Genomic DNA, 19,908 nt, shown 5'->3' with positions numbered 1-19,908 from the left:
CCACAGATTAATTTTATTCTTGATGTATTATAAACTGGTTGTAAATTAGAATAATCTTTTGCAATGTTATAAATGAAAAGATATAGGATTTTTTGGCTAGTTTGCCGGTTTTTAATTTTAGGTTTAAGGCTACATTTTTATGTGGCCTTCATTTTTTATTTTAATATTAAGGTGTTGTTTGTTTTGTTTGATATTAAAGAAATGATGTGTAACTCGCTAAATATTTATAATATTAATGTGTTTTTATGAGCATATAATTGTTTTTTATAAACATTTTGACCATTTTAAGCAGTGATTGAATATAACAAAGCAGAGTATTTCTGATGACTGTTTTGTGAAGCAATAGCTCGATCTTTTTCAGTTTTATTAATTCATGTCTAAATATGCTATATAAGTATAAAACTGTCATTCCGCAGCTATATCTGTAATATACTGATTTCAAATTGTTTGTATAAAATTCATATGCTTGTTAATTCTTAATTAAAACAACAAATTACGAATTCAGTGCGGAATGTCGGTTCTATAGTCTATCATGATGAAATAACGACTTGATGGTGCGTTACCTTATTCGATATCGTACCACAAAGAGTAAAATTAATTTTTAAGTGATATTGTTACAGTGGCAATTTCATGAGCATTGATAAATTCATTTCCATAACTGACGTTAAAGTATTTTTGATCTGCTATTTGACCATTGAGGTATATGAGTTTTTTATTAAATATCTTGTTTGTGAAAGTATTAAAGTCTTCCTTTAGACCCGGTTTTGCGAAATGAATTGTAACTTTTCCTCCATTATTACCTTCTGTAGTAATGAAATTAAATAGACCTTCTGGATATTTTACGTTGCAAGATAGAGAGGGAAGTGGATACCGTCAAAAGATTTCAAGTTTAGTGAAGGAGAACCTGCTTTAAGCTTGAACCATGTCTTGTTTTTTTCTATGTCATTTTTTTGCATTATACCATTGTTAATCAAGGTCACTGTCGATTTATCTTGTATGCTTATATTACAGTAATTAAAGTTTCCATCTCCAAGGTAGAGATTACTACTTTCAAAAGTGAGCTTAGATGATTCACTTAGAGAAATTTCACTGGCTAGAAATATAAAAGCGGGAACATCATCTTCTATTTTTGTTGTTTGTTTTATTTCGAATCTGCTGTTTCCTGACATGATGAGTTTTGGCGGTTTATTGGAAACGACATAATCTATAAACATAAATACAGTTCCTGGATTTTTGATGCTTAAGGAGCCTGAATTTTTAAGAATAAAATTAGTGCTTTCAGAGCACCCTAAATAAGCAACTGTATGGCTTCTATCAACTGGATGGTTTTGATCATTTAGCCGATAGTCTACTAATAATGTTCCAGCGGATACATTTATGCCTAATCCTTTGCCGCTATCAGTCATTGTTCCGTCATTGTGGCGATTAAATTCTGGCCAATAAATAGGTATATTATCGGAATCATTTTGTAGTGTTAATGTTTCACTTTCAGCGTTCATTGTGAAATTAGCGCCACCTAATTTATCGAATGAATCTGACTGAGTAGATGAAAGAGTAATAGATCCAGTTCCATAATCTTTGGTATATACCTGAGAATTATTTGGGTCCCATTCAAAGACTGCGCTCATTTTTAACCCCTCATAAGGATGAATAGTTTTTTCATAATCAAACATGGTTAAAATAAATATAGTTCAAAATGAGAGGGTTTCAAGGTGTTGAATGAGATCATTGTGTATTTTTCCAAATTTTCTTGCTAGAAATAAATTCAGTTACAGTTCGTAGAACAATTCCCTTTACATAAATAAGTTTATCTGAAAATATATTTTATTGTAATTCGGTTACTGTTTAACGCTGGAATTAATTATTAACATTATTCCATCTTTTTCTTATAGCGTCTCTTTAATTATGACTTTGTTATTAGCATGATTACATTACAGATGAATAGCCTGAAATTACTAACGCTTGTGGAGATATTGAAATATTTATCCAGTTTTAAAGCAATATCATAGATGTAACTTCCAATGTACTGTCATAATATTTATTTTGTCAGTATTATTCCATCACGATTTGCATTATTTAAAGTATATAAATATTATAGTGAATTGATTTGGTTCAGGTTTGATTTAAGCGCTGTTTATCCGGGGTTTATCTATATTGCTCTGTCTAATTAATGCTTGATGAATGAAAATTCATATTTAATTCATTGGAATCTTATAGGGTAAATAATATCATTCTAATGATAACCATTTGAAATCAATATGCGGTTTTTCTCATATTATATACCCAATGGATTTCAAGAGGGATCGCGATGGCAAGGGAGTGAATCCCCGGGAGCATAGATAACGATGTGACCAGGGTGAGCGAGTGCAGCCAACAAAGAGGCAACTTGAAAGATGACGGGTATAAATATGAAGAAATTTATATTAGTTGCATTGCTTCTCGGGATTGCGTCTGCCACAAACGCAGGCAGTGGGGCCGATAAGTCTATTGAACTCACTGATTAAGAGTGTATTGCGAAGTGGTATATGTCTAGTGCTTCCCAGTCTTGTGATGTATTAATTTGGAAAATCGGAGATACTACTTGCGCTATTACAGCACAATGTCGTATTGCTCATGGACCGGCTGTCGATAACGGTACTCGGTTTTTCCCGTATCCTAAGGTATCACAGCTCGTGAACTGCGATGGTTATTTACAGACTAGATGTTAGCTTTATTTTCATTAATTTTAGGTTACGGGTTGTAGTCTGATTAGGGTGCTAGGGAGGAATGGTAAATTCAAACTCAGTGCCGTAATCTCGGCAAATAGGGCTTGTGGATAAAAACCTTTCATAATTAGCTAGTTATGGCTATGGTAAAGCCATGCAATATGGATAAAGCCGAAATTTAGGATAAATGAGAACACTAATAGAAAAAAATAAATGAAATTAAAATTTGCTAATGACCAATCAATGTGATTTAATAGCGTCACTGGTTTGGAAGTACAGACCTATTTATGAAAAGTATTAATGAAAAGTATTAAAATTAAAGCAGTTCACCATTTAGCGTTATCCCTGATACCACTTCATTGCGAATTCCTTCTAATTAGTACCCATAAGTAAAACTGAAAAACAGACCTCATAACGCCTTATGGCAACTTAATAAATTTAAAGGAAAATTCTATGTCTAGTTCAATGACTGGTTCAGTAAAATGGTTTAACAACGATAAAGGTTTTGGCTTTATTTCCCCAAAAGATGGTAGCAAAGATGTTTTCGTTCATTATTCTGCAATTCAGAGTAATAATTTCAAAACATTGGAAGAAGGTCAGGAAGTCTCATTCTCTATTGAGAATGGCGCTAAAGGCCCATCTGCGGTAAATGTTATCGTATTATCTTAATTTAACTGATTAAGTCTATTAGCAACTTTACGATAGCGATGAAGGTAATATCCTGAGTAGTTAAAGTTGTTAATAAGTAAAAACCCGCTTAGTTGCGGGTTTTTTGCATGGAGGCAGTAGCATTTTGCTTGGCTCTTTGCTTGATTATTTTGCCTTGGCAGTTTAAAGGGAACTAAATATTGAAGCTCCCATTGAACTTATATTCTGGTAGTGGTTTGTATTTAGCGATCAAACCCGCACCAAGGAAGGCGGCGGATTTTTAGGCTGTTGGGTTGTGTTAGGTGTCAGGCGCTGCTCAATATCATCAATAAAGCGTTCTAACCAAGCTTGTAGCTCGGCTACGTCTACCTCGCCCAAAGGGCGTTGCGACCACAAAATTGCTTGTCCATCCAAATCACCTTGAACATGAGCCGGCCAATGTTGCCCAAAAAGATTGTTGGCATGACTGATTTCGGACCCTAATTCGCAGAACAACTGTAGCCAGTTGTCGTGATAACAGCCAATCAATACTTGAAAACGCCCGTCAACTTCGAGAGTGTAGATACCATCCTCAGTAGGCGATGCAGGTACCCCGAGTTTAGAGAACAGGGCTTCTATAAGTTGGTGATAGTCGTGTGTCATTGTGTTTTAGGCTCGTAGTTGAGGACTTGGAAATGTTGCCCAAGACCGATTTCCTTGTTGTACATGGATTTGGACCAGAAATCTTGAGAGAACCAATTAGAGAATGATTCTTTGTTTGGAAAGTGGAACTCGCCAAAGTTAGGGTCAAAGAAAGTAACACCCTTCTGGTCATCTACATAAGCGGCTACGGCATGCCCGGCCATCTGTCCTGAAAAACTAATCTTTTTATAGCTAGAACCTTTATCGCCTGTGTCTAGAATAGCGTTTAGTAGATCTGATGTGCCATTACTGCCGGTCTGACCGTTGACTTCGATTGGACGTTTGTAATTAATGGGCCCGTTGGCGCTTTGATAGGTTATCGTTTTCATGCGTGGTTGGATGCCATTTTCGCTAAGCCAAGATTCGGTCATAGTGTCTTGATCGACATCTTGGGCTATACCATCCATCTGTAACTGCTTAATGGAAACCAGAGAGTCGATATGAAACTGTCCTTTTTGGCCGCCCACATAGAGTTGATCGAAGACACTTTCCCCTTTGGCATGAGCGCTTATCCAATGAGCTGATATGGATTCACAAACCCCGCCGGCGGTGTCACTATGTTTCATGATTTGATCCAGAAAGGTCCCCTTGGTCTGGGCGAACTTGAAGGTGATTTCGCCGCCGTGCTTACTCGCAGAATTTCGAACACTCCCTAACGTGGTGCTCACCGCAAAGTGAACGATTCTGTCTTTTATCATGCTGAACGAGAAGCGGCTCTCTTGGTTCTTCTTGCCATCAGTAGTGAGTTGGCGATCGAGCATGGAGTGGCCCGGTAGATTGCGTTGAATCGCCGCTGAGAGGCGCTCTAACAACCCCGGTCTGGGGGAAGAGACTTTCAGGGATTTACCCGACAGTTCACCCTGTGGTTGATTAACGGCTGTGGTATCGAGCTGCTGGGTAGGAAATATTCTTTGGTGATTAATACTTGAGATGGGAGACAATGGTCACTCCTTAAGTGGTTTTTTGAGATAGATGTTTGGATATTAAGTAGAGTGAATCATAATGTTTTGTCGAAATAGAGAATATTAATAACGGCAGAAGAAATTTTCACTTTCCGTCGAAAACTGGTTATCTCTTTGAGGCGTGATGGCATCGTCAACTTTGCCATTGGTTATTGATGGCTGACATCAGTGCTTCTAATTGGCTATCCAGACTGGCATCAATGATCCCGACTTCTGTTTCTAAAATACAGCCCCCTTGATCAAGACGCTCATCAGCAGTGATCTCTAAATAGCCGATTTCAGGGAAATCTTTGTGTACCCGTGATATTTGTTCGCGAACTGTTGCGGCCTGTTCAGGATTAACGCGCAGGATAACCTGTTTTTGGTTACTGACTAATGACAGGGCCTCACGCACTACCTGTAAGGTGAGGGAAACTTGGTCATAATTCTTGAGGATTTTACGTACAGCCTGCAAGACTACATTGCTCATCTGTTGCTCGACCTGCCGGTAATATTGTTGGCATTGCAACTGGGTTTGATGAATCAGGTTAGCTTGTTCTGCGCGGGCAGCATCAATGCCTGCTTGCCAACCTAACTCTTTTTGTTGCTCATACACTGCCTGCGCGTCACGTTCAATTTCTTGTGCCTGGAGCCGGGCAGCCTCAAGCAGAGATTTGGCACTGAGGCAGGTCTGATAGTCCGCTTTACGCAGTATCTGGAGTTCAGGAGACAGTTGAAGATGCCCTGTCGTTATTTTAATAAATGGTAACATTCTGTGTTCACTTGCTTAGCCAATTTGAGACACAATGCTTGTGCCAACGGTCGTTCTGCCTGGCTGACAGGCCAGGCTGCGAGGTTTTCATAAGAGGGAAGCCGCAGGCTCAGGCGCTTAGCGAAATCAATAGGAGGAGACTCCATCGCCGTTAGCCAGAACTGTAAGGCACTGGTACGAAAATAGTTTGCATTGATTTCTGGTGGTAACGAGCGCTGCCAGCCAGTCGGCCAGTTGCCGATAATGATGTCGAGATACTTTAAGCAGAAGCGATGTCCCTCTTTTCCTAGTGAGTCATGCAAGTGGCGAAGTTCTGTCGCCATCAGACAATGGCGGATAGCTTGCCCATGAAGTAAAGCACCTAGCCAGGTAAGAAGTTGTTCTAAGCACGATTGCTCTAACAGGGCGATGTTTCCCAATCCAGTTGGTAATTCATAATCCACATTTAGATCAAATTGGGTTAGCAGTAGTCCATTAAGCCTGGGAGAGTGTCGCCACTCAGGTAGAGAAGATAAGACGGTAAGCCATTCTGGGGATAGATGATCAGAATGAATATAGCTGGCAGGGCAAAACCGAAACTGATAGGGCGTTAATGCTGTTACCATTATTGTATCCTGCTGCGGTGCCACAGGAATTGTGCCAGATTGCTGATAAATAGCAGGGCTAATAATAGCACCAACAGCCCAATCAACCGTCCCTGTGACTCTTCCGTCACTTGGATAGAGAACAGAGTGGAGTAGCGTGGTGCCAACGGTACCTGACGCACGCCCGCGGCGGGCACTAATACGACACTGATCCGATCATAACTCAACCCTTCAATGCTGTTATTAACCAGTTGCTTGATTTGAGGGATGTAAGTGTCGAGTTGCACGTCCGCTGCGTGTTTAATAAACACCGAGGAAGAGGCTGGCGATAGCTTTTTGCCCAGTCGGTCTTGCTCCTCGGGTAAAACAACGTGTACCCGGGCGACGAGCACGCCATCGATCTCGGAAAGTGTTCGGGCAATCTCCTGTGCTTTGGCAAAGTTGAGCCGTGCCCGCTCCTCTATTGGTGAGGAGATAAGGCCGTCCTTGGGGAAGACATCTTGTAACGAAGAGAAGTTCTCCCGTGGATATCCTTTACGTTTGAGCACTTCAACAGCTTGTGCCACATCAGACTCTTCGACTAACAGCTTGATATTGCCATCTTTGTCTGGCTGCTTATCAGAGGAAATGCCCGCTTCCCTGAGCAAGGCTAACATTTCGTTGCCTTCTTTTTGGCTCACATCGGTATAGAGTTCGATTTTACAGCCAGTTAGCATCAGGACAGCGAGCATAACGCAGATTATATAGTGTTTCTTCACAGCTCCTCACTGGGCTTTCATTAGGGTTTCAATGTTTTGATTGAGTCGTCCTACCGTTTTGGCAATCAGCTCTTCTTGCAGGGTGATTCGCATCAGAGACCACTGCATTTGCATCAGGCTGTTAGGATCACTACCAGAGACCGCTAACTGTGTTTCCAAATCTTGTTTCGCCTGAGTAAGTTGCTGTCTAAGCTGACCCAATTCATTGATCAGATTGTTTTCAATCCCCTGATCTTGATTGGACATAGCGTGTTCAAAACTCGCAATATTTTCGGCACTGGCCTGATGTGTATTAAGTTCATCCAGGCTGGTGATCAGTGTCTCGCTTATCTGTGGTAGATCCATAGTTCCTCCAAATTTGAGGTGTGTGCAGTTTATTTAGGTTGTCTGTCCTTGTTTCATGGTGTTGTGGCTGCTCCATTATTCTTCCAAATCGGGTTTGTGTGAGTTTCGTATCAGGTTATCCACCATACCGTTACGGGGGATCAGCGTTTTTAACTCTTGTCGGATAAGGTCACTCAGGTACTCATTGCCAGGAATAGGCTTAATTTCGCCGAGTACCTCAAGAAGAACCGTCTCCTGTTGTCGACCTGTGGGGGCGAATTCACGAACAATCTTTCTAAGTTCTGGCATATCCAGTGGTGGTTTGATGTTGCCTGCCAAGCCACCAAACTGCGACCATAAGCGCTCTTGTACCGGGGCAATCAGCTTGGCCTGTAACTGAGCACGTTGGGAGGGCTGTTTATCAGACGATAAAGCCTGATACCACTGCCATATCACTTTGCGTTGTGTCGCTGGATCTAAGTCGCCTAAAACGTTTTCCAGCGGTTCTCCCTGAAGCCAGCGTTGCTGGCGCTCTTTCAACATTTGCTGATCGGGCGTGGTTTCCAGTGCTTGCTCAAAGCTGTGCTGGTGCTTGGAACTGACCGAAGGCTGTACCGTTGGTTGCGACACGGTGTTATAGGATAGCCCTTCAATCCTATTCATGAGCCAGTTGTTCCCGCATGCCGTCGACGAAGGAGAGCAATTGTGGATCGTCACTGCCAGCCATTCGCGTCAGTCTCTGCTCCAAGGCTGATGCCAGACCCAAACGCCACTCGCACAATGCTAACCAAGGTTCCAAACTTGGCCAGGGAAGGTCCCGCCCAAAATCCAGAGCCTGTTGATATTTGCCTTGGTTCGTTAGAGAAGAGAGCCGAATCAGGTTTGCAGCTTCTTGCTCTTCTTCGCCTGACATCAGCCAGTCGGCAATAATATTGGCTTCGTCATGGCAGTGATGGCCGCTTCCAACCAGAGCAATATCTGCCAGTAGCCCTTTAAGTGAACGTGTCATGATTAGATCTTCTGTAATATACCCTGCATCAGGTCTTTCATGGCCCGGATGATGGTAGAGTTGATGTTGTAGATGACCGACCATTTGTTAATCTTGTGTTGTAAATCAGCTAGCAAAGCTGGGTTATCAGGCCCGCCTTTGAGGGCCGTGATTGCCTCATCAACATCTTTGTTGGCTGCGTTAGCTGGCTCTTTCAACTGGTCAGCAACCTTATCGAATGTATTCACTGTTGTTGCGGAACTAAAAATTTGGGCCATGATGGTCTCCTTCTGTTGTGTTAAGTATTGTGATTGCAGCTTGGATAGCATCAGCCTCCAGTTGCCATTGTTGGTATTCTTGTACCGAACCGCCACATCTCAGGCGTTGTTTGATATCGTTCAGCGCCTGAGAAAGGCGATGTTGTATTTCGTTGACATAAGAGGGATCAGCACCAAACAGTCGTGCTTCCAGGGATGTCATCATGAAGCTGGGCTCCTGTTAAGTTTGACGATAAATTGTTGCTTACCCTTGGTAATAACAATCGCATCTTGACGGATGGCCTCGATTATTAAACCGTTTTCTGTGGTTGCTCCAACCGGGTAACGCAAGTTGTTTTTGAGTACCACATAGGGCACACGCCCGAGAGAAACGGCCCGGACGTCGAAATTGAGCTCATCATTGCGGGTGAGCTGCTTATTATTCAGTAATACCAGTGCCGGCTGGTTGCCGAATTCTTGCTTAAATACCTGCTGTAAGCGGTAGAAGTTATGCGTTTGGTGTTCATCCAGTTGACCTATGAACTCGATACGATCATTTTTATCCTTGTAGGTCAGCGTGTCAGGTAAATCATGTTTAGCCAATAACATATCCAGTCGCTTGAGGTGGTTACCGGTGAACCGCGTCTGGTTTTCTATGCCAAGCAAACCAGGAACATCACGTTTGAGTAGTGACTCGATATTGTTCCATTGCTGGCTGGTATCAGTGACTTCGCCTATAAGGCGGATCCAACCGGGTTGTTTACCATCGCTACTTTGGATCTGGGCATAGCCTAATTTTTGTAAAATGAAATCTACCCCCTGACGTAACTCTTCCATAGTACGTAGCTCCAGCCGATAACTGAGAGAGTGGGTATCGAGATACTGTTGCAGGGCCAGCCGTTGGTGGTTGAGAGCCACATAACCTTTGAGCAACGGCGGCCCGTGATTGGGCATCATTTGTACGCTCACTTGGCGATAGGCTGAATCACTACTGAGAAAACGGCGTAGTTCTTGCTCGGCTATGCCATTGGACATGTGGTTTCTTTGCCACCCTTCATGTCCAAGTAGCGCCAGAAGACCGAGTGCCAGTACCAGACAAAGTATTAACATTCCGCCTGCTACCCGGCTGCGATTTTGCCGGGCAGGGCGCTGTGGTGTGACCACGGGTTCAGCTAGTTGGCTTGGGAATGTATGTTGCTGGTCACAAAAAGCCCACAATAACGGGCCAACTTCCTGACGGGCCAGCGCTTGCAATGTCGCACCCGGTGACAGCGGTTCGCCATTCTGGCTTGGTGCAGCTTCCCCGGCCCATTCCAACAGGCGAATTGAGTCTGGTTCGACTTCTAAGATCAGGTGCACAGGAGCAACATCTTCATCCACCAGAACGATATCTGCCTGTAGGGGGTCTGAGCCGATGGCTAAACGCCCCTCAGCTAAATTGACCTCAATACTTTTATTCAGTCCGCGGTAAAAGCGAATTTTCCAACTCATCTATTCGCCTTATTTTGTACACGAACACACCAGGTTTCTTTCAGTGAACATTGCTGTTCAATGACTCGCCATCCGTAAGTGTTACCCATTCGGCATGAGTCTAAAAATGAGCTTTTACCTGCTTGTCGTAGTGTTTCTTGTATTTGACGAGCTGAGGATAATGGTTGGCATTGTGCACTCCCTAGAACTTTGCCCAACGATAAGCTCTGATTAGAGATATCCTGTGTTGCCAGTAATCCAGGGCGTAGATCTTGTCCGTTACCAAGAGCCAGATAATGGGCTATCCCACTATCAATCAGACGTGGCTCAATAATGAATAACCGTACTGATCGCCGAACTTGCTCACTGGTATTGCGAAACAAGACACCCAGATAGGGGATATCGCCTAAAAATGGCACCTTGCGTGTTATTTGACTCATTTCGTCGCGGTAGATGCCACCAATCAGCAGACTTTGCCCATGTCCAACTCTGGCAACGGTATCGACGACGGTTCGGCTGATGGTCGGGATGCCATCCTGTCCTGAGCTATTAGGTTTCTGGTTACCATCCTCAATATGCAGGTCTAAACTGATTTCAGAAGAATCGCCTACTTGGATGACTCTGGGGATCATGCGTAGCATAGTGCCATAGGTAAGGCTTTTAAGCTCGGCAACCCGTTCGCCATTAACTTTCACGTAGTAGGTTTCATTGTTGTCAATGACGGCTTGCGTATTCTCCTGCGTTAAAAGCGTTGGGCGGGAAATCACCTGAGCGCTTCCTTTACTCTCTAGTAAGGTGATTTTGGCGAGCAGGTAATCCAGACCACGGCGATCAACCAGGCTACCTAATGCGGCTGAACCGATGCTTTCACCTTTTTCTTTGATCTCTGTTTTTTCCCTGGCAGACGTTGTGATATCAATGATATGGCGAGGCCCGGTGTTGATGCCGACTTGCCAGTCAACTCCCAGTTCTGAAAGGTTGTTTGCGTCGATGTCGACGATGGAAAGGGCAACTTCAATCCGGGCGGAGGGTTTATCCAGTGCGTTGATTAAATGGGCGTACATGGACATCCTTTCCGGGTTATCCCGTACAATGATGGCATTTAGGGAGGGTTCTGCTTGTACGACTGCACGGCTTGAGTAGCTTTCTCCCATAGAAGGAGATGATGCTTCACCAGTAACAGCAGTTACATTGGTATCACTGAGCAGGCGGGAGAGAATGGTGGCTATGCCCGGTGCCTCAATACTGGTATCACGATACTGGATCTTGCGATCGACCACTGAGGCGTATTTGAGCGGGAAAATTTCCACTGTCAAGGCACCCGTTTTTTCGCTACGCAGCAATGACTGCTGTTCCAGTGCGGATGTAGTCTGATCAACCAGTTCAAGATAACGAGGAGGGCCTGATACGTAAACCAGTTGGTTGCTTGGATCAGGACGCCAACCAAAGCGTGGCTCCCAAATACCGGAACGTTTTAGGGCTTGCTGTAACTCCGTTGCGTTGGTTCGTTCAAGTTTAAGCAGGCGCGATTGTATTTCACTGTTTTTGAATACATAAAGCACGCTCCCGTCGTAGTACCAGACCAGATTATAGAGAGAGGATAAATGTTGCAGGAATTCCTGAGGAGTGTCCTGCTCAAAATGGCCGTTAACTTGATCGGTCACCTTGTCGCTGACAACCACTGATGCTTCATAGTTGGCACCGAAATTAACCAGTACATCCCGCAAGCTTTCTCCTTTTGCCAGATAGCTATAAGGCGCAGGAAACCAATCCAGATCTTGGCTATAAGCAGAGGGGAGCATCACACCGCTGATACTCAACGACAACAGTAGCGAACGGCATAGCTTTTGAAATGGTTTCATGGTTGCCATATTGCCTGTTTCCATTGAGGGGCAGATTGGGTTTCCGACAATAAAGCCATGACTTGTTCCAGTAGATCGACGTGCAGAGTTAGCATCTGTTCCAGTATTTGAACATCCAAACTATCAAGGTTAAGGCGTGCTTCCAAAATAAGATTCTCTGATTCATCTAAGGTCAATGCATGGGGAGCATGGCGTCCCCAGCGCGTAACTTGTTGCAATAGTGTTTTCAATAATTCAGCGCCTGACGGATCTTTTGGGTTATGGCGCCAGCTTAGCGGGCTGGATAACACAAGTTCAGTTCCCTGTTGGCGAAAAAACAGGTTGTAGTTATCAATGTGCAAATGGTAATGCCCTTGTCTATCGGAAACAAAAGGCTTCTGGCCTAAACGACTGGCCAAATGATTGAGTAGAGTTTGCATGTTTCCTCTAATAATTAGGTCGTCGATTGCCAGTGAAAATTGTCCTGTGGCAGGCACAGGAAACGGGCACAGAGCCATTTTTGCAAGTGAGTAGCCGCCTCGGTGTCATGCTCTAAAGTAGTCAACCACGCCCAACAGGATGACAGTGCTTCGGGAACCGGCATAAAAGCGGTTAGGTCGCCGCCAGTTTGGAGGGCATCTAGCCCAGTAAACCAGTTGGGCCATGCTTCGCGCGCCTGAGTTTCCGTTGTCAACAGCCGTTTTTCTAATAGTTGCTTGCGTTGATTAAGCGCTGTTTGCAAAGATGTAACCTCTTTATGTTGTTGTTCCCGGCATTGAGACGAGACGCTTTCGGCTTGCTGCCAAAAATGCGCTTTAGCATGCAGTTGCCGTTCTTGGATTTGTAGCTGATCAAATTCAGTGAACCAGAAGTCTATCTCTGGCTCCAACAAACGGAGCCACCAGTCAAATAGCGGCTGTAATACCCAGTGCTGTAAAAGATGTCTGTCAGCTAGGTTTATGCGGTCACCCAGTACCTTATTCCAGTCACATTCCAGTTCTGCCGCCGCTCTGATGAGTTGTTGTAAGTCATCACGCCGCAAAGCTTGCCCGCAATTTAACCGTCTACGAAACCAGACGGACTTCATCAAGCTTTCCAGCAGATGTCTGGGTAGCAAACGCTGTAATAAAATAAACTGTTGGCTATTAATAATGTCTCTATTCTGATACTGAATAGCCGATGATTTTCCGAGTAATTGATCCCGGCGTGGAATTCCCGACTGCGTGACAGAGATCTTGCGGCCAAGAAACATGCTGGTTCGAGTCTGATTATGGTCTTGCTGGCTCATGCTATGCTCATCTTGCTGCTAGTCACTCTTGTCGATTAAATTGGGGATGGCCTTATTTTATCTGTCAGGCCAACGGTTAACTTGTAAAAAACGTCAGATTATTTTAGCCAATCGTTACTCTTTGCCATATCTGGCTCGACTGGGCGTGCAATTAAAGCGTCTCCGATAGCTTTGAGTAAAGTAGGATTGGCTGGAAAATCCTGCTTCCATCGAGATATCAACAATACTCATCTCGCTATTGAGTAGTAGCTGATGTGCATAAAGAATGCGGCGTTCACTGATCCAAGCGCGTGGGGATATTCCGTATACCGAACGGAACAGCTCCTTGAAGGTGGTTAATCCCATACCAAATTCTTTAGCGAATTCACTGAGTTTCCACTCCTTAAGGTAGTGATTCTCCATAAAACTCTGTAAACGTTCCACTTGGCGATTGCTCAATTGTCGTAATACTGACATGAGCAAAGTACCTTGTTCTCCAAATGCTAATAACAATAACAACTCTTCTGTTCTGAGTTGACCCAACGCTGTGGGGTAATCATGAGCCAATAGATCGACCAGCCCATTTATACTTTGAGATAACAGAGGGGATGAGGTAAATGCAATTAATTCGGGTGTTGACATGTTGTGTCGCTCGACTTCACTGAGCAGAGTACCAAAGCGTTGCAGAAACCCGTGGAGGAAAGTCGTACTCAGAGGCAACCAGAGTAGTTTGCAAGTATCGCTACGCGTTTTTGCTGCATAACTGCCACGACGAACAAAAAGCAGCTCGTTGTGGGAGATATCGTAGGTATTGGTACTGTCCTGCCATGTCATTTCACCTTCGAGCAGGATATATATCCCTTCTTGGGGGTGCTCTATAACGTTAAAGGCAGGCATGCTACGTTGGAGTCGTGAGATATCCATTCCCTTCCCTGATGTTGTGATGCCGTTCATTCTATTGTCCTGGATCTGTTGGTGTTATGTCTTAAAAATACAAATCAGATTATTATTAATAGATATTTTTTTGGTTTCGCTGCCTGGAATAGACAGTGAAGAATAATTTTACGTATTTAACCTGATGATTAACTATAGCATCTTTTAATTAAAATGATTTTTGCTAGTGGGCCTATAATGTTCTTTGGGCCGAATACTGTATTATTCTCACGTTTTATAAACGCTTTATAAACGAAGAGTGAAAAGCGATCAGTTTTTTGCACGATAACGATTGCCTGTAAATTTTTCACCCTTAGTTATACCCTATGGATTTCAAGATGTATCGCGGCGGCAAGGGAGCGAATCCCCGGGAGCATAGAGAACGATGTGACCGGGGTGAGTGAGTGCAGCCAACAAAGAGGCAACTTGAAAGATAACGGGTATATAAACCGAGTCTTTTGTCTTGACTGATATTGATAGTTATCTCCTTTTATTCAGGCAATCTATTATTGATTCATAATACGTTAGTAATTGTAATGAATGATAGCTAGAGTAATATTAACGAATTAACAGGTGTAGAAGTCAGCGCAAAGTGAAATCCAAATAGCTACGTGTAATATAAATCACTTAATAATAAATTCAATCTGGTTTCAGCTATTTGATCAATCGATAAAAACAGAAAACTCACCTAACCTAATTGGATTGTTTATTATAATATTGTTTAAGCAATGTTAGGTTATTAGCAGTAATTTTAATTTATATTAAATTTGTTGTTATTATGTAATTAAATCGTAACGCTTAAGAGACAAATATAAATTGTATTTCGTTTGTTGCAATTGAGCATTGGCAAGGTATGTTAAATGCCAATACTCAGTTCATATATGCAGTTTGACTGTCAAAAAGTGCTGTTTGAGGACAGATTACGGCTCCGGCGGGCGATCTTGCCACTGTTCTAACCAGCGCAAAACTTCTGCGGTAGCTTGGATGAGATCAGCAGGAATATATTGGTCTATCAGGCCATCTTGATAAAGTGCTCGGGCCAGCGGAATGCGTTGTAACACCGGAATACCTTCCTCTTCGGCAATACGCCGAACTTGTAGGGCCTGCGCATTGGTGAACTTGAGTGTAATAAGGGGTAACGGTGTCTCTCCTTTCTTATAACGGATACCTACCGCAATGTGAGTTGGGTTGGCGACGATAACTGATGAATTCTTGACGCTAGCGCGCATATTGCTTGATTGTAATTCTTGGTGAAATTGGCGTCGTTTGCTTTTGATCTCTGGGCTGCCTTCACTCTCTTTATACTCCCGTTTGATCTCGTCTTTACTCATTCTAAGCTGTTTAATATGTTGGTAGTGTTCAAAAGCATAATCGGCAATAGAAATCACGATAAGCCCGATGCCGCATACGGTCATGAGCTGGGTTAACATTATGCCGAGTACAGGAACAATACATCTTGTTCCACACTCCGGCAGCCGCAGTAGTGCTTGTAGATTGCCTGCCAGAGTAATCCAAACCAAGGTGCAGAGCAGTCCTACTTTAAGTATCGATTTGATGAATTCCACCAGACTCTTGATAGAGAAGATTCTCTTAGCACCTTCAACAGGGTTGATCTTTTTAATATCAGGTTTGATGGAGTGTCCACTAAGTAGAAAACCATATTGAGCAAAGTGTGATACCAGCGATAGCAAAGCGGAAACGCTTAGAATTGGCAGGCAGAGGTAGACCAGCTCTTGCATCAAGTTTTCAACCACATGGTTGAAGGCTTGGGGAAAGGGTTTCTCTAGCAGATTAGCCGGGATCAGCATCAGTTTACTCAGATGCTCCAAATAGTATTCAGACATGACCATTATCATGCCGATTAGCCCCAAGATTAACGAGGTGGAGACAACTTCGTTACTTTTGGTTACTTGGCCTTTCTTCCGGGCGTCTCTAAGTTTCTTGGGAGTAGGTTTTTCAGTCTTTTCTCCGCTCATGGTGCCTCCAGAATAGGGATTAACATGCGTACTGGGGAGAGCATTAACAGCACCTTATCATAGGCATGATGCATCAATAACTGGATATAGATAACCAGTAACAGGCTGGCAATTGCGCTTTTGATCGGCATTGCCAATACGAAAACGTTGAGAGAAGGAGCGAAACGGCTAATCAGTGCCAGCCCGAACTCTGCCAGAAACATGGCGATTAGCAAAGGGGCTGCCATTAAAGCGCAGAGCTGTAGTAGATAGCTAAACTGACCATAGAAAAAGTGGAGCCACTGGTTGGTAATTTTGGGGAAAAACTGTGTTACCGGCCAACTGTTATAACTCTGAAATAGGGCTCCGAGCAGGCTAAGAAAAGCGCCGCCGGAAAAAAAGAGTGTGATCAGCGTTTGAGTCAATAACAGACCTGTTGGGGAGGTCTGGCTTCCCAGGGCAGGGTTGAGCACTGAAGCCATTGTTGCTCCCCGTTGGTTATCTATAATAAAACCGGTGGCTTCCATCGCCCAAAATGGGATAGAAGCGATAAAGCCAATGAGCAAACCAAGCAGGACTTCTTTACCGAGCAACAGCGTCAATTCCAAGCTACTTAATGTGGGCAACTGGCTGCCTGCTACTGTTGGATAAGCATAAAGGGCCAGCGAGCAGGCCACGCCGTTGCGGATTAACCCACCACCTAGCATCTGTTTGCTGAGCACAGGAAATATCACAAAGCAACTCATGATGCGTGGTAACAACAGGGTATAAGCAAGTATTTGCTGCTGGAGCTCAGGTAGGGTCATTTGATCTGTGGCACCTTAAGAAAGGTCATATTGGCGAAGCTGTAGAGTTCGTTGCCAAGCCAGGTAGCGGTAGCGAACAGGGTGATAATGACTGCAATTAATTTGATAACAAAACCCAATGTTTGTTCTTGTATTTGGGTGAGTGCTTGGATCAACGAGACCAATGTTCCCACTGCCGCAGCCATGAGTACCGGTGGCAGGGAAAGGATTAACACTAACCAGAGAGATTGGCTAGTGAAATGTAAAATATCAGCATTACTCATATTCAATCTCCATAACTGATAACAAGGCCATGTGTCAGGCGTGTCCAGCCATCAAGCAGGACAAATAACAGTAATTTGAAAGGAAGTGAGATAGTCATTGGAGAAACCATCATCATCCCCATTGCCAGCAGAATGTTGGAAATAATGAGATCGATTGCAATAAATGGTAGATAAAGAAGAAACCCAATTTCAAAAGCCCGGGTTAATTCACTGACGGTAAAGGCAGGTAACAGTATCAATAGGCTGTCTGGTTCTAGCCGATCGGCATACTGGCTTGGCCAAATTTGTCGGGTACTATCGATAAAGAAAGTGCGTTCACTGGGTTTAATATGTTGTTTGAGAAAATTTCGGTAAGGTGTCAGGCCCTCTTCCACAAATTTATCTACTGACTGCGCATTGCTGAATGAAACTTCATTTTGACGCAGGTAATCTTGAGTGGCGAAACCCACCGGAGCCATCACATAGATAGTGAGGATAATTGCCAAACCGTACATAGCCATGTTGGGTGGGATCTGCTGTACGCCCAACGCGTTACGTAGTAAGGAAAATACCACCGCCAGTTTGAGAAAAGAGGTTGCCATCACGGCAATAAAGGGCAGCAGAGCCAGCAAAGCCAGACCGATGATAAGATCTAATTCGTCCGGTAGTTGGATCATGATTGTTTCTCCACGGAGAGATGTTCGACTCTTACTCCCAGACGTCCCTCAATATCCACCAACCGCCCTGAACCCAGGCATTTTTGATTGACAAGAATACGAACTGCACCGTCTGAAGGAACACCAAGATCGAGTAATGAGCCGGGTTGCAGGCTGGTGAGTGTCTGTAGGTCCAAGGTCTGACGGCCCACTTCGAAACTGACATGAACCTCCAGATCGTTTAGATCTGTTACTGGCAGAGTGTTGTCAGAACTGTCAGGAGAGAGTGTGTGCATAGTGATTAACTCCAATTTATGGTCATGGGATTTAAAGTAGGCCCAAGGGCGTCCTTCCAGATACGCTAATAAAGGGTCATCTGGTTGTTGCTGTGGGGGCAGTAGCAGCACATCCCCTGATTCCAGAGTACGAAACACATCTAAAGTCAGGATTATTGCTCCCCATTGCAGAGAAAGTCGTAATGGAATAGGCAGGCATTCTCTAGGTTGACGTTCTGGCAATATGGCAATTAAGGGGGATGGTTCTGGTAACCAGAGCGGCAATGTGGCCCCTGGCCGTTCAAGGCGGAGTCGTAAGCAAGCTGACAAAGGGCGGCGTTCTGACGTGGTACTCAGTGCTGACCATGACAGAGTGGGTAGCATTTTGCTCTGATATTCCAGTAGTGCTAACAGCAGATCTTGAGGGAGTGATGTGAGGTCCGCTTGTTGTAGATCAGGTGCGAGCCACAGCGCTAGCTCGGCTGCATGGCAGTAAAAGGAAAAAGTTTGTCCCTGCCAATGGGCGATCAGTACCTTGTCTAACGTTTGGGGAGGAGAGATCACATCTAGGGTGAGATGGCTATTATCCCAACTAAATTGTTGCTGATGGCGACTCAGGGCCTGATGCAGCGTTAATTCTTCCAATGAAACTTTGGATAAGGTCAGGCTATTCATGCATCTTTTTTCCATTCTTCATATACGCTGCGACGTTGACGTGATCCATGTTCACTATCCGTTTGGGGCGGAAGGGAGAGTTCGACAGTTTGTGTTGGGTAAAGAAGCTGTAAACGTTCAATCAGTTCAAAACGTGCTTGTTTCAGGAGTTGTTGAGCGGCGGGATTCGCTAAAATTTCTATTTGAAGTTTGCCATGCTCGCTGGTGAGTTGGATCTCAAGTGCTCCCAAGTTAGGAAGTGTCAGATGTAATGTCGCCGGACGCGGCTGTTGGGTTAGTTCGATACTGATCTCCACACTCAGTTTGTCGATCAACACTTCCAAAAGGGGAGATATGGTTGAAGTTGCTTGCATCGTGGCGAGGATGCGCTCCCCCGGCAGGAATTGGGTTTGTGGGAAGAAAGGTGTTTTTCCGTCTGATCCACCAGAGTCAGAGGATTGAGAGTCGGACTCTTTTGGTTTTAATACCAACAAATGGGATGTTTCGATTTCATCTCGTGTTTTTCCTTCCGCAGGGTTGATTTCGTTGGCATTGCGGGCAGGTATAGGTAACGTCGGGTCTGTCTGTTGGTGAGGAATGGCGCTGTGTTGTGTGTCTGGCTGAGATGGGGATCGGCCAGGTGTTGTCTGCATCATTGCTGTGTCAGGATTAGAAGTTACCGTGATATCAACCGGCTTTAGGTCAGAATCAGACAAGGCATTCAGGTTTGACTGACGTGTTGGGACTCCGGGTGCTGACAGCGATTCCTTTATCTCGTTAGCGATCTCATTAAGGCGGTGAGCGGGGGCCGATAAGTTTTTTTTCTGATTTTGATGTGGTGCAGGCATGTCATGGCCTGTCAATGGTAAGGCTTGCTTGCGCAGATCATCAATTGCCGGTTGGGGAGAGTCGAATAGTGGAAGCTCCTCATCTGAGTCATGTGTGGCATGTTGATCCGCTGGTTCATGGTTTGCCGTTGTATTGGTTAACGGTTGTTCCGTCTGCCGTGTGGTTGACTGGCGCGTGTTGGCGGCATGAGAGGTGATAGCTTGCTCGAAACGGCGTTGCAAATCTGCGTCTGCCTCTGCGGGTGACGACGTTGGGAGGGAGGAGACATCTTTTCTGCCGATAGCTGTCAGTGGGTTCATACT

At 44.2% G+C, this 19,908-nt stretch carries 23 protein-coding genes; 1 reads left to right on the top strand and 22 read right to left on the bottom strand.

Annotated features, from left to right (window positions below):
* Positions 1-839 precede the first annotated feature (839 nt).
* Positions 840-1,628, bottom strand: coding sequence for a hypothetical protein (locus PluTT01m_RS19515; RefSeq protein ID WP_228956847.1), 789 nt, complete (start codon positions 1,626-1,628; stop codon positions 840-842).
* Between the two features lie 1,530 nt (positions 1,629-3,158).
* Between PluTT01m_RS19515 and cspE the strand changes: the two genes are divergently transcribed.
* Positions 3,159-3,374, top strand: coding sequence for a transcription antiterminator/RNA stability regulator CspE (gene cspE, locus PluTT01m_RS19505; RefSeq protein WP_011147931.1), 216 nt, complete (start codon positions 3,159-3,161; stop codon positions 3,372-3,374).
* Between the two features lie 228 nt (positions 3,375-3,602).
* Here cspE and PluTT01m_RS19500 read toward each other — a convergent pair whose 3' ends face one another.
* From PluTT01m_RS19500 to PluTT01m_RS19400, 21 genes are all read right to left on the bottom strand, one after another.
* Positions 3,603-3,995, bottom strand: coding sequence for a CesT family type III secretion system chaperone (locus PluTT01m_RS19500; protein WP_011147930.1), 393 nt, complete (start codon positions 3,993-3,995; stop codon positions 3,603-3,605).
* Positions 3,992-4,975 (bottom strand): YopT-type cysteine protease domain-containing protein, encoded by a 984-nt coding sequence (locus tag PluTT01m_RS19495; RefSeq protein ID WP_011147929.1) that lies wholly within the window; start codon positions 4,973-4,975, stop codon positions 3,992-3,994. Before PluTT01m_RS19495 ends, PluTT01m_RS19500 begins: the two co-directional genes overlap by 4 nt.
* Positions 4,976-5,129: 154 nt before the next feature.
* Positions 5,130-5,747 (bottom strand): HrpE/YscL family type III secretion apparatus protein, encoded by a 618-nt coding sequence (locus tag PluTT01m_RS19490; protein ID WP_011147928.1) that lies wholly within the window; start codon positions 5,745-5,747, stop codon positions 5,130-5,132.
* The gene (locus PluTT01m_RS19485) at positions 5,726-6,352 is read right to left on the bottom strand and encodes a Yop proteins translocation protein K (RefSeq protein ID WP_011147927.1); all 627 of its coding nucleotides are present in this window, start codon (positions 6,350-6,352) and stop codon (positions 5,726-5,728) included. The genes PluTT01m_RS19490 and PluTT01m_RS19485 overlap by 22 nt, the downstream gene beginning before the upstream one ends.
* A complete protein-coding gene (sctJ, locus tag PluTT01m_RS19480; protein ID WP_041380318.1) occupies positions 6,352-7,062 on the bottom strand; it encodes a type III secretion system inner membrane ring lipoprotein SctJ in 711 nt (236 codons plus the stop codon). The genes PluTT01m_RS19485 and sctJ overlap by 1 nt, the downstream gene beginning before the upstream one ends.
* 33 nt (positions 7,063-7,095) lie before the next feature.
* Positions 7,096-7,434 (bottom strand): type III secretion system inner rod subunit SctI, encoded by a 339-nt coding sequence (gene sctI / locus PluTT01m_RS19475; protein ID WP_011147925.1) that lies wholly within the window; start codon positions 7,432-7,434, stop codon positions 7,096-7,098.
* Positions 7,435-7,509: 75 nt separating this feature from the next.
* Complete coding sequence (locus tag PluTT01m_RS19470; protein ID WP_011147924.1) at positions 7,510-8,076, bottom strand: YopR family T3SS polymerization control protein; 567 nt, start codon at positions 8,074-8,076, stop codon at positions 7,510-7,512.
* Positions 8,069-8,422 carry a YscG family type III secretion system chaperone gene (locus PluTT01m_RS19465; RefSeq protein WP_011147923.1) on the bottom strand — a complete coding sequence of 118 codons (354 nt, stop codon included), beginning with the start codon at positions 8,420-8,422 and terminating at the stop codon, positions 8,069-8,071. Before PluTT01m_RS19465 ends, PluTT01m_RS19470 begins: the two co-directional genes overlap by 8 nt.
* 2 nt (positions 8,423-8,424) lie before the next feature.
* On the bottom strand, positions 8,425-8,679 hold the full coding sequence (sctF, locus tag PluTT01m_RS19460; protein WP_011147922.1) for a type III secretion system needle filament subunit SctF: 255 nt from the start codon (positions 8,677-8,679) through the stop codon (positions 8,425-8,427).
* Complete coding sequence (locus PluTT01m_RS19455) at positions 8,663-8,884, bottom strand: EscE/YscE/SsaE family type III secretion system needle protein co-chaperone (protein WP_041380317.1); 222 nt, start codon at positions 8,882-8,884, stop codon at positions 8,663-8,665. The genes sctF and PluTT01m_RS19455 overlap by 17 nt, the downstream gene beginning before the upstream one ends.
* Positions 8,881-10,149 (bottom strand): type III secretion system inner membrane ring subunit SctD, encoded by a 1,269-nt coding sequence (gene sctD, locus PluTT01m_RS19450; protein WP_011147920.1) that lies wholly within the window; start codon positions 10,147-10,149, stop codon positions 8,881-8,883. Before sctD ends, PluTT01m_RS19455 begins: the two co-directional genes overlap by 4 nt.
* Positions 10,146-11,999 carry a type III secretion system outer membrane ring subunit SctC gene (gene sctC / locus PluTT01m_RS19445; RefSeq protein WP_269764134.1) on the bottom strand — a complete coding sequence of 618 codons (1,854 nt, stop codon included), beginning with the start codon at positions 11,997-11,999 and terminating at the stop codon, positions 10,146-10,148. The genes sctD and sctC overlap by 4 nt, the downstream gene beginning before the upstream one ends.
* The gene (locus tag PluTT01m_RS19440) at positions 11,987-12,409 is read right to left on the bottom strand and encodes a YscB family type III secretion system chaperone (RefSeq protein WP_011147918.1); all 423 of its coding nucleotides are present in this window, start codon (positions 12,407-12,409) and stop codon (positions 11,987-11,989) included. The genes sctC and PluTT01m_RS19440 overlap by 13 nt, the downstream gene beginning before the upstream one ends.
* A gap of 14 nt (positions 12,410-12,423) precedes the next feature.
* Entirely contained in the window at positions 12,424-13,257 is an 834-nt protein-coding gene (locus PluTT01m_RS19435) for a T3SS regulon anti-activator ExsD domain-containing protein (protein ID WP_011147917.1), read from the bottom strand.
* Positions 13,258-13,371: 114 nt separating this feature from the next.
* Positions 13,372-14,190 (bottom strand): helix-turn-helix transcriptional regulator, encoded by an 819-nt coding sequence (locus PluTT01m_RS19430; protein WP_011147916.1) that lies wholly within the window; start codon positions 14,188-14,190, stop codon positions 13,372-13,374.
* Positions 14,191-15,089: 899 nt separating this feature from the next.
* A complete protein-coding gene (gene sctU, locus PluTT01m_RS19425) occupies positions 15,090-16,145 on the bottom strand; it encodes a type III secretion system export apparatus subunit SctU (protein WP_011147915.1) in 1,056 nt (351 codons plus the stop codon).
* Positions 16,142-16,930, bottom strand: coding sequence for a type III secretion system export apparatus subunit SctT (sctT, locus tag PluTT01m_RS19420; protein WP_011147914.1), 789 nt, complete (start codon positions 16,928-16,930; stop codon positions 16,142-16,144). Before sctT ends, sctU begins: the two co-directional genes overlap by 4 nt.
* Positions 16,927-17,193 (bottom strand): type III secretion system export apparatus subunit SctS, encoded by a 267-nt coding sequence (gene sctS, locus PluTT01m_RS19415; protein WP_011147913.1) that lies wholly within the window; start codon positions 17,191-17,193, stop codon positions 16,927-16,929. The genes sctT and sctS overlap by 4 nt, the downstream gene beginning before the upstream one ends.
* Positions 17,194-17,195: 2 nt before the next feature.
* Entirely contained in the window at positions 17,196-17,849 is a 654-nt protein-coding gene (sctR, locus tag PluTT01m_RS19410) for a type III secretion system export apparatus subunit SctR (protein ID WP_011147912.1), read from the bottom strand.
* Entirely contained in the window at positions 17,846-18,778 is a 933-nt protein-coding gene (sctQ, locus tag PluTT01m_RS19405) for a type III secretion system cytoplasmic ring protein SctQ (protein WP_011147911.1), read from the bottom strand. Before sctQ ends, sctR begins: the two co-directional genes overlap by 4 nt.
* Positions 18,775-19,905: a type III secretion system needle length determinant gene (locus PluTT01m_RS19400; protein ID WP_011147910.1), complete on the bottom strand. Its 1,131-nt coding sequence runs from the start codon at positions 19,903-19,905 to the stop codon at positions 18,775-18,777. Before PluTT01m_RS19400 ends, sctQ begins: the two co-directional genes overlap by 4 nt.
* Between the last annotated feature and the right edge of the window lie 3 nt (positions 19,906-19,908).

It is taken from the genome of Photorhabdus laumondii subsp. laumondii (assembly GCF_003343245.1).
Lineage (GTDB): Bacteria > Pseudomonadota > Gammaproteobacteria > Enterobacterales > Enterobacteriaceae > Photorhabdus > Photorhabdus laumondii.
The sequence above is the reverse complement of the archived record's forward strand: the minus strand, read 5'-3'. Positions and strand labels throughout refer to the sequence as shown.